Origin of the sequence: Maritimibacter alkaliphilus HTCC2654 (genome assembly GCF_000152805.1) — a bacterium.
In the GTDB taxonomy this organism is placed as follows: domain Bacteria; phylum Pseudomonadota; class Alphaproteobacteria; order Rhodobacterales; family Rhodobacteraceae; genus Maritimibacter; species Maritimibacter alkaliphilus.
Window position 1 is genome coordinate 91,350 of sequence record NZ_CH902580.1, and the last position, 14,499, is coordinate 105,848.

The window sequence follows — 14,499 nt, forward strand, 5'->3', positions numbered from 1 at the left end:
CGGTCCCGGTTCAACCCGTCGGCTGGACCGCCACGTTGTCGATGAGGCGCACCCCGTCGAGCCATGCGGCGAGGAGGAGGCGACCGGGTCCGGTGGCGGCGGACATGGGGGTGAGGTCGGGGTCGCTGCACAGGTCGAGGTAATCGACATCCGTGAACCCAGCCGCAACAAGGCGGCTGCGCGCGTCGTCCAGAACGTCCGTGGTCGGCGCGCCCCGTGACAGGGCTTCGGCGGCGGATTGGAGGATGTCGTGCAGAACAGGGGCGCTGTCGCGCGCATCCGGCCCCAGCCGCAGGTTGCGTGAGGACATGGCAAGCCCGTCCTCCTCGCGAACGGTGGGACAGCCCACGATCCGGGTCTTGAGGTCGAGATCGGCCGCGAGCCGTCGCACGACCTGCAACTGCTGGAAATCCTTTTCACCGAAGAACGCGAGATCGGCATCGGTCTGAAGCAGGAGCTTGGTGACGACCGTTGCGACCCCGTCGAAATGGCCGGGGCGGGTGGCACCGCAAAGCCCCTCGGTCACGCCCGCCACGGAAATCGTGGTGGCGAAGCCATCGGGATAGATCTGGTCGGGGTCCGGGACATACAGAACGTCCACGTCGAAGGGCGCGAGCTTTTCCGCATCGCTGTCTTCGGTGCGCGGATATTTGGCGAGGTCTTCGGGGTTGTTGAACTGCCGGGGGTTCACGAACAGGGTCACGATCACACGGTCGGTCCGCGATTTCGCGGCCTCGACGAGGCTGAGGTGACCGGCGTGAAGCGCGCCCATGGTCGGAACAACGCCGATGGTTTCACCGGCCCGGCGCCACGTGTGGGTCAGGTCGCGCAGGTCGGATTTCTGGCGGACGATCTTCATGATTGCCCTCCCTCGTCGGTGAAGACGTGTTCGGGTGCCGGGAAGCTGCGGTCCCGCACGTCGCCCGCATAGGCCCGGATGGCCTGCGCGGCGTCGGTCGCGAGATCGGCGTAGCGTTTGACGAACTTCGGTTTGAAGGCGTCGAACAGCCCCAGCATATCGTCGATGACGAGAATCTGACCGTCGCAGCCGGGCGACGCGCCGATCCCGATGGTCGGGATGGCGAGGTCGGCGGTGATGTCGTCCGCCAGTCGGGCAGGGACCTTTTCCAGCACGACCGAGAAGGCGCCCGCATCGGCCACGGCACGGGCATCGGCCAGAATGCGTTCGGCATCGGCGCCGCGCCCCTGCACGCGGTAGCCGCCGATCGCGTTCACGGCCTGCGGTGTCAGACCGATATGGGCCATGACCGGGATGCCGCGTGCGACGAGAAAGGCGATGGTGTCGGCCATGTGCCGCCCGCCTTCGAGCTTCACGGCCCCCGCGCCGGTTTCGGCCATCAGCCGCGCGGCATTGCGAAACGCCTGATCGGGGCCTTCCTCGTAGCTGCCGAAGGGCATGTCGATGACGACGAGAGACCGCTCGGCGCCGCGCACCACCGCTTGCCCATGCAGGATCATCATGTCGAGCGTCACGGGGAGGGTCGAGGGCAGGCCATGCAGCACCATACCCACGCTGTCGCCCACGAGCAGAACGTCGCATTCCGCATCCGCCAGCCGCGCGACGGGCGTGGTATAGGCGGTCAGGCAGACCAGCGGTGTCTGGCCCTTGCGCCCCCGTATGTCGGCGGCGGTGAGGGACTTCTGCGGGCTGGGTTGACTCATGGATCGGCCTCAAGTTTACGTGACGGCAACTTCGTAGGGGCATTGCCTTGGGATGGCAAGGTCGACGCGGCGGCACAGGGAAAGGGGTCCGGTTCGGATGAAGACCTTCGTAACGGCGAAACTGCACGGCATCCGCGTGACCGAGGCCGATCTGGACTACCACGGTTCGATCACGCTCGACCCCGACCATTGCGAGGCGGCGGGTATCCTGCCGATGGAGTTCGTGGACATCTGGAACAAGCAAAGCGGCGCGCGGATCTCGACCTATGTGATCTATGGGACGCGCGGCGCGCGGCAGTGCATCCTGAACGGGGCGGCGGCGCGCACCTGTCAGGTCGGCGATCAGCTTATCATCTGCGCGAACGAGATGAGGCCGGCGGCGGATGTGACCGAGCTGCGCCCCACGGTGCTGACCTTCACGCCCGAGAATGACATCGACGAGGTGTTGACCTATGTGGCCGAGCGCGACGCTGAGGGCCGGATCACCTTCGAGATCCGGAAGGCGGGGGAGCCACAGGCCATCCCTTACAAGGCCGGGGTTGCCTGACGCCCGCGTGGTTTCAAAATGGAAACCCTGCTAGTCGGGCGACCAGTTCGAGACTATTCTTGGCCTTCATCTTAACAAGCAGCTTGGCGCGATGGGTCTCGACGGTCCGGTGTGAGATCCCCAGCACCCTCGCGATTTCCTTGGCAGTCAATCCTTCAGCAAGACGCGCTGCCACCTGTCGTTCTCGCTCCGTGAGCGTGATCGTCGGCCTGACTTCGGACAAGTCTGCGAAGGTCCAGATCGCTTTCTCAAATGGTGCGCCGGGGCTGAGGGTCTGGCCACGGACGCGGCACCAGAATAGCTCACCTGAGGCGCGCTTCATCAGGCGTTCGTCCCAGTGTCGTCCTGAGGTCTTCATCTTGTCGGGCAGCGTGTCGCCGATATGATCGAAGTCCTGCACGGAAGGATAGAGCAGTTCGAGCGACTGGCCGCGCAGGTCACGGTCTCCGTAGCCGAACGTCTCCTGGAAGCGGTCATTGTAGTCGACGATGACGCGATGCTCCGACATGAGAATCCCGATCGGCGCGTATTGGAACGCCAGGCTCGTCGGGCAGTCTTTTTCCATTCGCATCTCCCTCGCGTCGCGCCCCCGTTCAATGAACGCGTCTGAGGGGTCTTGATCAAGTCGCCGGTGAGAGGACGCTTCTCCTTCGGGACTACTCGCGGCCATCCAAGGATCGGTCATCCAAGGTTCCGCGGTATTCCCGCGATCCTCCTCGACACCCCCCTGTTAGAGACCGATGGGCCATCTAGGACTTCCTGCAACCGTGCGGTCACTCGGCGCATCTCCGTGGAACGACGCCCTCAGGTAGGTAAATGTGCAGCCTTTCCTAAAATTCGGCGACTGGAACAGAAACGGTAGTCAGTAGAAGAAAAATACGAAAATATTTCGAGATAGGGCTTGCATCTTTTGTGGTATGTGGTATCCATCGCATACCGAAACGGAGAAACGAACAATGCAAACCGAATCCTACACACTGGCAGACCAAGCCGAAGACCGCCTCTCCGAGTTCCGCGAGGACTTCGGTGGGGACGGGCAGTTCGAAGTGGGTATCGTGCAGGGCGTACACGCGATCTCGGATGTGTGCGGCATCTTCTTCGGTCCTGAGGCCACGGATGACGGGCTCAACACGATGCTGCGCCATCGTCTTGGCGAGGTCGTCGACCAGCTCGGCTGGCGCGGCGCGCTCGAGGAAGAGGTGAATGGTCTCTACAGCGAGTTGCCGATCGGCGGGCTGTTTCACGACCTGCACGCCTATGCGGACTACGGTGTCTATGCGGGTATCGCGACGGATGCCGAGGTGCGCCGAGGCCGGATCTCCGAGATGATCGAGCAGGCATCAGAGTTCCTGCGCCTCATTCCCGTGGACGGGTGGGGGCTTGAAGAGACCCAGACGGTCGACATCGCCCGCAAAGCGATCGCGCGTTGGCGGCTTGAGCAGGGCGACCCGATCACGGGGCCTGATCTGGTGCTCCTGAGTGGCAAGGCCGAGCAGACCGTGCGCAACGAGCTTAGCAAGAAGAAGGACGGGCTTGCCGGAAACTGGAAGGAGGTGCCGGCCAGTGCCGCTCTTGCGTGGCTCGAGACCAAGAGCTTCCTCGCCTCGATCTGGCAGCACCAGGACGACACCGAGGTCCTCGAGCAGGTCAACGAGCCGCTGACCGATGTGCGCTTCGTGCCGATCGCAATGGACGGTTCGATGTTCCATCCGGGTCTCAAGAAGGACGGGGTCTACCTCCTCGGCGGAGAGGGGCGGGAGCGCGCTGTCGAAGACTTTGACGAAGCGCTCTCCATCCTTGCGACGATGGACATCCCCACATGGCGGCGCCCGACGTCCGGGGGCATCTGGACCCGCGTCCGCGGCAACACGAAAGAGTTTCGACGGATCGAGCGGCAGGACCTCGAAGCGATGGCCAAAGCCGACACCAGCTAAGGGCCTGACCGAGCCCAATTCGGCATCGGCAACCTGACCTCCTGTTGGAGGATTCAACCCTGAAAGAAAGACATCACACTGAGCGATCGCCGCTCAGTGAACAGCGGACCTGTTTCCGCAGCACGCCCTCTACACAATGAAAGGAGCAGATCATGAAGAAGACAATCACGCTGAAAGCGAAAAGAACTTTTGCCCTCGGCCACCATTCCGTCGACAGGGATCACGAGATCCGTCTTATCCGCAATGACACTGCCAAGCGCCGGAGCCCGCTATTGTATGATTTCGGGAGCTATTACGGCACGTTTGAAGTATTTCCGCATCAGGCATATCGCCACGCGCAGCGGCTTCGGGCTGCAATGCGTGGCGGTCTAGGATGCAAACCGCTAGAGCTTGATGACTACGACACGCTGATGCTGTGGCGGGTGCCGGAGCACATCAACAAGCCGTCGACCGCACCAGAACTTCACGTTTGGCCTTCGACAGCTACGCATTATCCGCATCTTCGCCTTCCGATGGATCAGGTCAAAGTGTGGTTTCAGTTTGTGAATCGTTTTGCAAAGGACTTCGAAATCGAGATGGACTTTCGCGGCGATCGCAAGCCGAGAGGATATGTGCACCCGAGCGAGTATCGCGCGTGGACGGGTGTAGCCGGATCGGCTTGACACAGAACGACTAAGACCGGGACAGCGGGGCCTTGCCAGCCTCGCCTCCCGCCCACTCCCGGGAAAAGCACATTCTGTCTGGCGCTGATCCGTTCGGGTCAGCGGATGGGGAAGGTGTGTTCTATGGCCCATCTACGCAAGGAGTTATTCATGCGTGATACTTATGTTGCGGACGACCACGAAGGTCCCGAACTGAACATCAAGATCCCGGCGTTTCGCCGCCGCCTCTACGGGGGAACGCCGATCATCGAGCGGCATGTCCTCCGCTTCCAGCAGGCCGTTCAGCCTGTGTTTCGTGATCCCTTCGATCACCTCCCGCCCTTCTGTCTGAACCTTGGGGAAGAGTATGGCGCCTTCCCGCTTGAGCTCTGCCACATCGATCACGCGATGAACGAGCTCAAGGCGGTCAAACAGGGGACCGCACAGCATGTGCGCCTGAAGCTTGGCGTGAACTTCGATCTGACGGTGACACGCGTGCATACGCCCGGGTCAATCGCTCTGGACGACGCGCTCTTCCTGATGCTGCCGGAGAACGCCAAGACCTTCGAGCCGCTGGTGCTGAACGCGACGTCCATGGGCGCGCTGTGCGAGGCGTTCGAGAGCGCCTGGTTTCATGACGATGACGTGGATGTTCTCGGCGAGAATTGGCTGACGTCCATCGAAAGCTCCGGCACTAAGCCTGGGACGCGCGACTATGCACCTGTCCCGACCCCGGCCCGCCACTGGGAGCATGCCGCGCCCGACGACGTGAAAGCGGCTGTCGATAGCACCCTCCTGTGGACAAACCCTGTCGAACCCTACCTTGGAGACATGAAATGAAAGCAACCTCTGTGATTATTAAAGACGTCGACGATCACCGGGTCGACTGCAAAGGCATGTCGATGGCCATTCCGGCGCATCAGAGCCGCATCGAGCGTGGCGTTGTCATGATCGAGCCCCGGCACCTCCTTCTTGAGGGCCGTGATCTCATCTCGGAACGTGGCAAAACTCCCTTTCTCGCACCGCTGATTGTCGACATGGGTCCCGTCTACGGGGTCTATGCGATCGAGGCCTGTCAGATCGGCCATTGCTGCGAGGCGCTTGAGACAATGATCACGGGTCGTGCTCACCACACCTGTATCAAGTTTGGTGTGAACTACGACCTGCACATCATTCGCATGGACGAGCCGGGGCTTCTCGACGTGACCAAAGCGAAATTTCTGCTGTGGCCCGAAAATGCCGAGACGTTCGAACCGCTCGTGCTGAGTTACGCCGCATTTCGTGATCTGGAGCGCGCTTTTGGGCACGCCCGCGATCTCGAGTCGACACTGTGCGAAAAGATGCAACAGGTGTGGAAAGACGCGCAGGCGGATTGGGTGGATCAGCCCGGCGAGCGAGACTATCGCGTCGTGAAAACCCCGGACCTTCTCTGGGAGCTCCTGCATCGTCCTCGTCCCGTGGCCGCCGTTGTGGAAACCCCCTCTATGCCGGTGTCTGACCTGGACGTTGCATAGGGGTCTGTAAACGAACCGGCGTCCCGAACACCCCGGTCTGACCACCCCTCACAATCCACAAAAGACCACGCTGACCGGGGTTCTCGGTCAGCGACCAGCCGACGTGTGTCTGAGGCCGCGTCGAACACATCCACATCGTCAGCCAGGGAGTATCCAAATGACGAACAACACCAAGCAATCGTTTAAGCTATCGGCGTGGTGTCGTGACAATAAGAACGAGAAAGGAGAAGGCGAAGCGATTGAGATCGAACTCCGAACGCAGCCGTTCAATGCAGGTGATTTCCAATTCACACTGCATCTCTCGCCGTCAGATAATACCAAGGTCGTGTTTGGCTGCGAAGTCGCAAGATCGATCGGGGAGACCCTGCAAAAGGTCAAACAAGGACGGATGGTCTTCGCACTGTTGCCGACCACGCTTGGAATAGAGCTGGCAATCTGGGGGACGAAAATCGGCACACTCTACGAGACCTCCCCGCTTCAGATCGGCATCCAAGTTTGGTCGGAAGAACAAACGTCGGTTCACTTCCTATCCAATGAAGACGCCCTGAAGCTTGCAGACCACTTGCTCGAAGCAGCGAACGCGGAGTTTCCGACAATGGGAGATCTTCCGGTTCTCGATGGCCGCCCGCGCCAGAAGTTGTCAGTGGTGTGCAACCAATCTGGTGACAACTTGGTCGAGTTCGGGAAACCCAAACCCGTCCAAGCCCCGTAAGGCACTTTTCGCCAAAGCCATCTATTGCAAGCGCGATCATGGATCCTGCGGGGGCGCTCACTCCCGCAGGACCCGCTTACCTCCACCTCTACTTCTCACGTCTCATAGACACGGACCCAATCCATGCCCCGTCCTGCAACCAAAGTCTTCGCCTCTGCCCTACAGCCATCAGAAGTTCGTGGATGTGTCTACGAGTGGCATGTGTATGAAGATTGGAAGGCATAATGACCAAACGCGACAACGCTTATTTCCTCGAGCGTCTCAAGAACGAGCACCCAACCCATTTTGCAAAGCTCCAGTCCGGGCTCTACAGATCGCCGCGAGAGGCTTTCATCAAGGCCGGGCTGCGCAAAGATACAAACCGGCTGAAGGCGCTGTTACGTGAGTGGAAGAAGGCATCCCCATCTGAACGGGCTGACTTCCTAGGCGCGATTGAAATCGGGAAGAAGGTATCAACGACCCCGGCGCACTCCGCCAGTCATCCCGCAAAAGTGGTGAACAATGCAGCGAGGGGTCGAACCAAATCAGCAATAGGTTTGGGATCGTGCGGGAGCGATGCAGGATACCTCGATGATCGCACGATCCGAAGGATCAAAGGCATCATGGCGTATCGAAAGTTGACTATGGGGCAGGTAATGCTTGAACTCGGCTTTCAGGCGCAAAATCCCGCTCTAGGTCTGGCCTTTTCAGCCGTGCGGCCATCGATAATTCGTGACGAGAAGTTGCGGCGAGCCCTTTGGCGATGGTTGCGGGCAAACCAGCGTGTGTAGACGTATCTACGGAACTTGTGATTGCAGTGAACCAATTGCTTTGGGGCGTGGATGTCTCGCCTCAAGGTTTCCGTGGATGAAAGTCGTGTTTAGATGGATACGCACCTCAGGCGCCTCTCAGAGCCCCGGAGTGGCCCGCCAGAGGGCCTTGAGCTCGTTCTCGGTGTCCCTGAGCCAAGATCGCGGAGTGACGTTCTACGGCCCGCTCCGTGAGAATTTTGGGTGAGGGTCGGGGTGGGGTGAAGGTGAGAGTTCCGGACGCAGTCGAGATTATCTCCCGGTCCAGGCATCGCTTGGCGAGACAGCGCTTACATGCCGGGTGGCTGGGCAGTGTCCGCGAAGTGTGGGCCGGAGAGTGTGACGCGGCAGCTGGACGGGAGTAGGCGCTCCCCGCCCCGCTGCCGCGCTTCTGTCCAAGGTCACGCGGTCCGACCATGGCACATAAGTTTACGTAAGGTAAGATTGTCGATGCGATCCGCACGCCCCGCGAGGGATACTGACCAAGATGACGGGGCGTGCGGTGTGTGGAGCGTGCAAGCTCGACAGCGAGAGGGACATCGTCATCCGAGCCTGCACGCAGATCCACGATCACGCCGGGTCAGAATAGATGATGGAAGAGGGCGCGGCAAACATGAGGGGCGACTGTCTGAGATTGCGGTCGCCGTGTCCTTTGACAGAATTGTCCGCGAGAACATCTTGAATGCGCTCTGACGAGACACAGATCAGTCAAACCTGCGGGGAGACCAATGGCGACCGGACTTCGTGATGCGGACCGGACGCAAGGGCAGGATCATGACATTACAAGACGACTGGCTGCGGCTCAAAGTGTGTGCGCTCAGATGACCCGTAGAAGGCAGTTCGTTTGTGGTGGCTGTTTGGGTGCCGAAAAGCGTTACATGCGCCCAGTGGTTCGCTCCGTGGCTCTACGGGGCCATTGGGATCAGGAGTTCGATAGCAGCGAAAAGGCGCGCCGTCCCACGCCTCAATGAGAGACATGAACCATGACCCCGACGCAGATCCGCCGATTTCCGATCCGATCGACAGACATCAAGACCATAGCACCCGGCATCGATCCGGATGAACTGAGCCTCGAATACGAGATTTCCCCACAGACGAACATGAAGGGTGAGCGGACAGGGCGGTTCGAGTTGCGACCCGTGCTGGATCTGGGTGATTACAAATTCCGCGCAGAAATTGACTGGGTCGAGTTCGAAGCCCGAACCGTTGAGACCAGCCAGTCGCGTCATATTCACGCCCTGCTCCAGAAGGCGCTGGTTGCAAGGGGCTTCTCGCCGAAGTTCTGGGTCGGTGGTCAGAAGCGGGCGAGGAAGACGGGTGCACCGAGAGGGAGCGTAACGGGCGAGATTTTCTGGGTGCGCCTGCAGGATCCGACGCCGAAGCTGGTCCGTGCTGTCATCGCGGTGTTGATGTCGTCGGGAAAGATCGAGGTCGACACTGAGATGCCACGCGTCACCTTTCCCGTGACAGGGATCGAAGTGGCCGTGGACGTCTATCCGAACAAAGACGGAGAGATCACGGACCATGAGTGGACGCTGATGCGTCTGAAGATGTCGGAACATCTGCGCAAGCACTTCGCGCCGAGTGATTTGTTCAATGATCACTATGCAGACCGACTGCGATGGGTCGGCCGCGACAAGCAGGCGAAACACCTGATCTACGGTCCGAAGCCGCGAGACGGAGAGGCGCGGTTCAAATCGCTGATGTCGAAGCATGACGTGAGTGGCTTCCTGCGGACAGCATCCATTGCGAACAACCACCGTTCAGCGCCGGTCGAAGCGACGGTGTATGTCGGCCAGAACCAGGGTCCGGTGATGTGGAGGCTGCAGGACAAGACGCATGATGAGCGACGCGGTGAGACGGCGAAGATGTTGCCGATCGAGAAGAGGCGGAGCCGGATCGAAGTGACGATGCTGAAGACCGACAGTGATTGGGAAGGAGATCACCATGACGTTCCGGGCGCAATCGGCCTTGAGGGTCTGTGGGACTTGAATGGGTTCAAGTTCGAGAGGTTGAGGACGATGGGCTTCAACTTCCATATCCCGACGGTGGATTGTTTGAAGGGCGACCCCTTGCTGCCGGATGAGACGGAGATCGAGATCTTTGCAGGGTCGGGAGTCTATGGGCTGCGACGGTATCAGCACGCAAAGCAGATCGACGTGAAAGGCAATGCCAAGAGACCGCATGGCAAGGCGAACTTTGATCTGAACGGGAAGGGTCACATGACGGTCGATGCCGAGACGACGGCTCGTGTGACGGATGCGTTGAAGCGTCTGACAGAGAGGTGGAGGTCGAAGGGGGAGAGGGCGAGGAAGGCAGTGTGAAGCGCCTGCATGACCCGGAATGGTGAGAGGCTCGATGTTGGGGCGGGCGCCCTATCGCTTTTTCATCTTCGTGTCTGTCGTCTGGTGGTCTGTCGCCCGTGAAAGGTGGTGTCCCTACAGCTCCGTGACTGTCTTAAGAAGTAAATAGAGCCCCGGCTGAACAAGCGCCGCTCGTGCAAGGCGCTGCCATGCTACATGGATCGCGAAACAAGGCGCTCGGACAACTCAGTCGTGACGGGTGGTCGTCCGGCTGTTGGCCGAAAAACCACCCAAAAAAGTTGACACTCAGCCGTTCGCCGACGCCTCGAACTGCACGAGCCAGATGAGGCGAAAGATCTTCGCGATGAGCTCGCTCACGTCCTGGGTCATGGGGAGCGTCGATCCCGCGAAGGCGGTGCGGTAGATCGTGATCAGCATCAGCTCGTCGTCGGAGAGACCGATCTCACCGGCGGCGATGACGGCAAAGACCTCGGGGTGATATTCCCTGAGGGCGATCTCGAGGAATTCGTCCGCGTCGGCGCCGAGGGCTTCGGCCAGTGCGGGGATGCGGTCGATCGGAACCTTGGTGGCGCCGAGCTTCATCATCGAGATCACGTTCGGCTTGGGGAAACCTGCATCCTCGGCGATCTCCTTCTGGGTGCGGCCCGAGGCAGAGATTGCGTGGTTGAGGAAGATGGCGGTCGGCGACGGGGTCTTACGGGGTTTGGTCATCACGTGCTCCTGTGCATGTCTACGTTTCGCTTGTGCGATACGTGTTGATAGACGCGCGATTGAGAGCCTCGCGCTTGGGTTGGTCGCTCTACCAGAGTTCGTGAAAATATTCTGACCCACAGAGTGAACCGGCCGCGATGGCACGTGGAAACTGGTAGGGCGGCGGGAGATCAATCGCGGCGGATGCGCCAACACGTCACCATCGGTGCTGGGCAGCGCGCCAGAGCCATTCTCCGGGCCGTAGGGTGCCCGTCTTGCCTTTCCGGCTGTCCAACACTGGCCCAAAAGAAGAGCGCCTCTACGGTCCGTTTTTTGGGGGTTTGCGCGACGCAGGATTTTGACGTGCCGTAGGCAAAAACATCGCCTTTCCTAAACCCGATGTCAGCCTATCCCGTGGCGGCCTGAGGGGGCGTCTGTCCAATCCCATCTCTCGACCTGAATGTGGGATCACTTACGCCATTGAACGTCGCGCGGCATTCCGTCGGGACAGGAAACGGACCTCAGACAGGGCACCAGACCGCGCCAAAGGGGCAGGGGCCAGGACGGGCACATTTTATCGTGCACGATAAATAATGAGGCTGGAGATCACATATAGCATGGACCAATTTATCGTGCACGATAAAAATGCGACCAGAAAGCCGCCTTGAGGCTTGTCGAACTGCTCACCCTGGAGACCGGATGCCTGATACGAACCAACAGGAAATCTGGGCCGAACGCGTCGGCGTAGCGCTTCGAGCTCGTCGGCTGGACCTGGGTCTCACGCTTCAGGATCTGTCCCGACTGTCCGGGTCCACCGTTGCGTCGCTGTCGCTCATCGAGAGGGGCAAGAGAGACGTGAAACTGTCCACCCTTGTTGCACTGGCCGCGTCGCTCCGGACTGATCTGGCGGCCGTGTTGAGGGCGGACGGGTCAGGGGCGTGATCCCGGATGTTGAGCACTCCTGATGCCGACCCGGCGGCTGGTGCGTCCGTGTCAGTCCTCGAAGCGGATCGACTGCGCAGTGATCCACCTGGGGCCATCGACACTGGGGGCGGACATGCGAACGCCCAAACCTCTGCGAACGCATGCGGCAACCTCTGCCAAGTCTGCTACGCGTATGTAATCCGCTTCCCTTTTTGACGGCGAAACCACATACATCCCGTCGGGGTGGCGATGGGGGCTAAGCGTCGTGCCCTTTTGGGGTCCACGCGACACCTTTGCGGTGATCTTCATAGTATCTGCTCCTCTTCGCCACGCATGCGCGTCGCTCAATACGTGGAAAGATGATGCGCTTGGGGTTTGGTCAAGGCTTCCATCTCGCCTGGTTCGCCGTCTCGGTATCGTGCGGGGATAGCGTGGCCCCTTCATGAGGCCCTCTCGATACCGTCGCTTTGATGTTCACGATGTTCTCGCCCTGTCTAATGCACTGCCCTCCGCGACCGGAACTGGTGACCTGCCTGTGGTCTCAGCGAGATCCGTGCCTTGAGGCATTGGTTGACGGACGGGCGTAGGATACGACGGGTCTTCGCTTACCCTGAATTGCGCCGTCTCGGTCCTTGTGATCAACTGATCGCATCCTCCCTGCTGGATCGCGCCCTGTGCCGCGATCTGGATCCCGGCCGCCAGGCGCCTTCCCCCGGTGCCTGGCGGTTCCGGTCGACCTCGGGGTCGGATCTTTGCGGCACTGGAGACGGTTCGGTGGACGCAGTTCGTGCTTTGCCTGTCCTCGGCGCAAATCCAGGTCAGACACATGGCGAGCTTGAAGAAACCCCGTGGAAAAAACATGCGATTCCGCACGGGAATAGCCCGGGGATACGAGGGGGTTGCGCCTTCAAGATGCGCGCCGTTGTTTTGGGGTGGTGTCGTAAAGCATTGAGAAAAGGATGAGAATTGCCCGTCCAGGGCGACCCGCGTCATCGCTCTTGCAAGCGCCACGTGCTGAGTTGGACGGCGAGAGCAAGACCCGTGGCCACCACGAGGACAACGACCGTCGGCATGAAAGAATGAAGCCTATGCCGCTGATCCGGCGTCACAGGCGAACAATGTGAAGGCGTTGAAGGGCGGGGCGGGCATTCGCCTTTGGGTTGGTGACTGGCGCGTGATCATGGATGACGACGGGACTGTGCTGGCGGTTCTGGCAATTGGGCCGCGTGGTGGAGTCTATGACTGAGGAGTTGAAAACATGGCTGACATGGTGACCATTCCGCGTGCGGAATACGACCGGCTCGTCGCGGCGGCCGAAGTGCTGTCGGACATCGACGCTTATGATCGTGCCAAGACGGCGTTGGCGACGGGCGAGGAGGAACTGATCCCCGCCGAATATGTGGATCGGATCCTGAACGGCGAAAGCCCCCTGCGCGTCTGGCGCGCCTATCGCGGGCTGACGCAGGTCAAGCTGAGCGAGATGTCCGGCGTGAACCGCGTGCAGATCGCCGACATCGAGGCGGGGCGCAAAAACGGGTCCGTCGCCACGCTCAAGGCGCTGGCCGGGGCGCTCGGGGTGACCATCGACGAGATCGTTTGAGGCAAGCTAACAAGCCTTTGAATGTAGTCCCCACAGCCGCGCGAGAAGGAAATCTCAGTTTCTGCCTTAATTGCGATCCGTGTGTATTCAGCGCAGGACCCGCCAGTTTTAATAGTGCAAGTCGCTATCCACTATGCTTTCGCCGCGACTTGCTCGAGCGACGGTTCTGGGCCGTGCCTTCTGAAGGCCAGAGTGCTACAGGTCCGCAAGACTTGAAGTTCACAAAAGGGTACTTAACCAAATGCACTCCTCGAGCTTGCTGCGACTTGCAGGTGTTGTTTTCGCAGCGGTCACGTTTGTTGTGATAGGCGATACCGCCGGAAAGTTGCTAACCGCGCGTGGCGTCGATCCATTTTTCATTGCCTGGACCAGGTTTGCTTTGGCCGCGGCTGTTCTATTGCCGTTCAGCGGGCTTACTTTGCGCGAACTCCCAAACTTGCGTGACTGGCGCGTCCTGGTTCGCGGGACATTCATCACTATCGGTATTTGCTGTATTCTCACCGCCCTGCGCACGGAACCTATCGCAAACGTTTTTGGCGCATTCTTTGTCGGCCCAATCGTCTCGTATGTTCTGGCGACACTGTTTATGGGGGAGAAGCCTTCCCGAAGTCGAAGCATGCTACTGGCACTAGGTTTTCTAGGCGTTCTGCTTGTCGTTAAGCCAGGATTTGGAGCGTCTACCGGGATGGTCTTCGCTCTCGCAGCAGGCGGCTGCTATGGCGCTTACCTTGCAATGACGCGGACCGTCGCGGGTCTTTATCGACTGAGATTCTTGCTGATGTCGCAACTCATCGTTGGCTCTATTCTACTGACACCATTTGGGCTGACCGTGAGCTTCCCAGATTTCGGGCAGCCTATCGTGGTATTTATCATTGCGAGCGCGCTTAGCTCTGCTCTTGGAAACTTCCTACTGGTGGTGGCGAGCAAGTCCGCTGAAGCCAGCTTGGTAGCGCCGCTTGTCTACAGCCAGTTATTCTCGGCGACAGTTGCAGGGCTGCTTGTGTTTGAGGAGTTGCCCGATGGCTATGCCATGCTCGGGCTAATGTTGATCGCAATTTCTGGCTTCGGCTCGCTGTTATCATCATAAGCAGCTCGTCACGTTTAAGCTGCTGTCATCCAGTCCGTTGTCTCAGAAACACTGG

The 14,499-nt window shown here is 59.9% G+C and carries 15 protein-coding genes; 11 read left to right on the forward strand and 4 right to left on the reverse strand.

Annotated elements, in window-relative coordinates; translation table 11 throughout:
- Positions 1 to 10: 10 nt before the first annotated feature.
- Both panC and panB read right to left on the reverse strand, forming a co-directional pair.
- Positions 11 to 859 (reverse strand): pantoate--beta-alanine ligase, encoded by an 849-nt coding sequence (gene panC / locus RB2654_RS21645; RefSeq protein ID WP_008335760.1) that lies wholly within the window; start codon positions 857 to 859, stop codon positions 11 to 13.
- Complete coding sequence (panB, locus tag RB2654_RS21650; RefSeq protein ID WP_008335758.1) at positions 856 to 1,683, reverse strand: 3-methyl-2-oxobutanoate hydroxymethyltransferase; 828 nt, start codon at positions 1,681 to 1,683, stop codon at positions 856 to 858. The genes panC and panB overlap by 4 nt, the downstream gene beginning before the upstream one ends.
- A 97-nt stretch (positions 1,684 to 1,780) precedes the next feature.
- On the opposite strand from panB, the gene panD reads away from it, so the two are divergent.
- On the forward strand, positions 1,781 to 2,230 hold the full coding sequence (gene panD, locus RB2654_RS21655; RefSeq protein WP_008335756.1) for an aspartate 1-decarboxylase: 450 nt from the start codon (positions 1,781 to 1,783) through the stop codon (positions 2,228 to 2,230).
- 13 nt (positions 2,231 to 2,243) lie between these two features.
- On the opposite strand, the gene RB2654_RS21660 is transcribed toward panD, so the two are convergent.
- Positions 2,244 to 2,795 carry a PAS and helix-turn-helix domain-containing protein gene (locus RB2654_RS21660; RefSeq protein ID WP_008335754.1) on the reverse strand — a complete coding sequence of 184 codons (552 nt, stop codon included), beginning with the start codon at positions 2,793 to 2,795 and terminating at the stop codon, positions 2,244 to 2,246.
- 391 nt (positions 2,796 to 3,186) lie between these two features.
- Between RB2654_RS21660 and RB2654_RS22700 the strand changes: the two genes are divergently transcribed.
- From RB2654_RS22700 to RB2654_RS21695, 7 genes are all read left to right on the forward strand, one after another.
- The gene (locus RB2654_RS22700) at positions 3,187 to 4,164 is read left to right on the forward strand and encodes a hypothetical protein (protein ID WP_008335753.1); all 978 of its coding nucleotides are present in this window, start codon (positions 3,187 to 3,189) and stop codon (positions 4,162 to 4,164) included.
- A gap of 152 nt (positions 4,165 to 4,316) precedes the next feature.
- Positions 4,317 to 4,826 carry a hypothetical protein gene (locus tag RB2654_RS21670; protein WP_008335752.1) on the forward strand — a complete coding sequence of 170 codons (510 nt, stop codon included), beginning with the start codon at positions 4,317 to 4,319 and terminating at the stop codon, positions 4,824 to 4,826.
- Between the two features lie 123 nt (positions 4,827 to 4,949).
- On the forward strand, positions 4,950 to 5,645 hold the full coding sequence (locus tag RB2654_RS21675; protein WP_161600720.1) for a hypothetical protein: 696 nt from the start codon (positions 4,950 to 4,952) through the stop codon (positions 5,643 to 5,645).
- Positions 5,642 to 6,319 carry a hypothetical protein gene (locus tag RB2654_RS21680; RefSeq protein WP_008335750.1) on the forward strand — a complete coding sequence of 226 codons (678 nt, stop codon included), beginning with the start codon at positions 5,642 to 5,644 and terminating at the stop codon, positions 6,317 to 6,319. The genes RB2654_RS21675 and RB2654_RS21680 overlap by 4 nt, the downstream gene beginning before the upstream one ends.
- A 157-nt stretch (positions 6,320 to 6,476) precedes the next feature.
- Positions 6,477 to 7,031, forward strand: coding sequence for a hypothetical protein (locus RB2654_RS21685; RefSeq protein ID WP_008335748.1), 555 nt, complete (start codon positions 6,477 to 6,479; stop codon positions 7,029 to 7,031).
- A gap of 224 nt (positions 7,032 to 7,255) precedes the next feature.
- A complete protein-coding gene (locus RB2654_RS21690; protein WP_008335743.1) occupies positions 7,256 to 7,801 on the forward strand; it encodes a hypothetical protein in 546 nt (181 codons plus the stop codon).
- Positions 7,802 to 8,802: 1,001 nt separating this feature from the next.
- Positions 8,803 to 10,143 (forward strand): hypothetical protein, encoded by a 1,341-nt coding sequence (locus RB2654_RS21695; protein ID WP_008335741.1) that lies wholly within the window; start codon positions 8,803 to 8,805, stop codon positions 10,141 to 10,143.
- 285 nt (positions 10,144 to 10,428) lie between these two features.
- Here RB2654_RS21695 and RB2654_RS21700 read toward each other — a convergent pair whose 3' ends face one another.
- On the reverse strand, positions 10,429 to 10,854 hold the full coding sequence (locus tag RB2654_RS21700) for a helix-turn-helix domain-containing protein (protein WP_008335739.1): 426 nt from the start codon (positions 10,852 to 10,854) through the stop codon (positions 10,429 to 10,431).
- A 678-nt stretch (positions 10,855 to 11,532) separates the two neighbouring features.
- Between RB2654_RS21700 and RB2654_RS21705 the strand changes: the two genes are divergently transcribed.
- The 3 genes from RB2654_RS21705 (at position 11,533) to RB2654_RS21720 (ending at position 14,444) form a co-directional block, all read left to right on the forward strand.
- The gene (locus RB2654_RS21705) at positions 11,533 to 11,775 is read left to right on the forward strand and encodes a helix-turn-helix domain-containing protein (protein ID WP_008335738.1); all 243 of its coding nucleotides are present in this window, start codon (positions 11,533 to 11,535) and stop codon (positions 11,773 to 11,775) included.
- A 1,240-nt stretch (positions 11,776 to 13,015) separates the two neighbouring features.
- A complete protein-coding gene (locus RB2654_RS21715) occupies positions 13,016 to 13,357 on the forward strand; it encodes a helix-turn-helix transcriptional regulator (protein WP_008335736.1) in 342 nt (113 codons plus the stop codon).
- A gap of 241 nt (positions 13,358 to 13,598) precedes the next feature.
- Complete coding sequence (locus RB2654_RS21720) at positions 13,599 to 14,444, forward strand: DMT family transporter (protein WP_040885945.1); 846 nt, start codon at positions 13,599 to 13,601, stop codon at positions 14,442 to 14,444.
- The last annotated feature ends 55 nt before the right edge of the window (positions 14,445 to 14,499 follow it).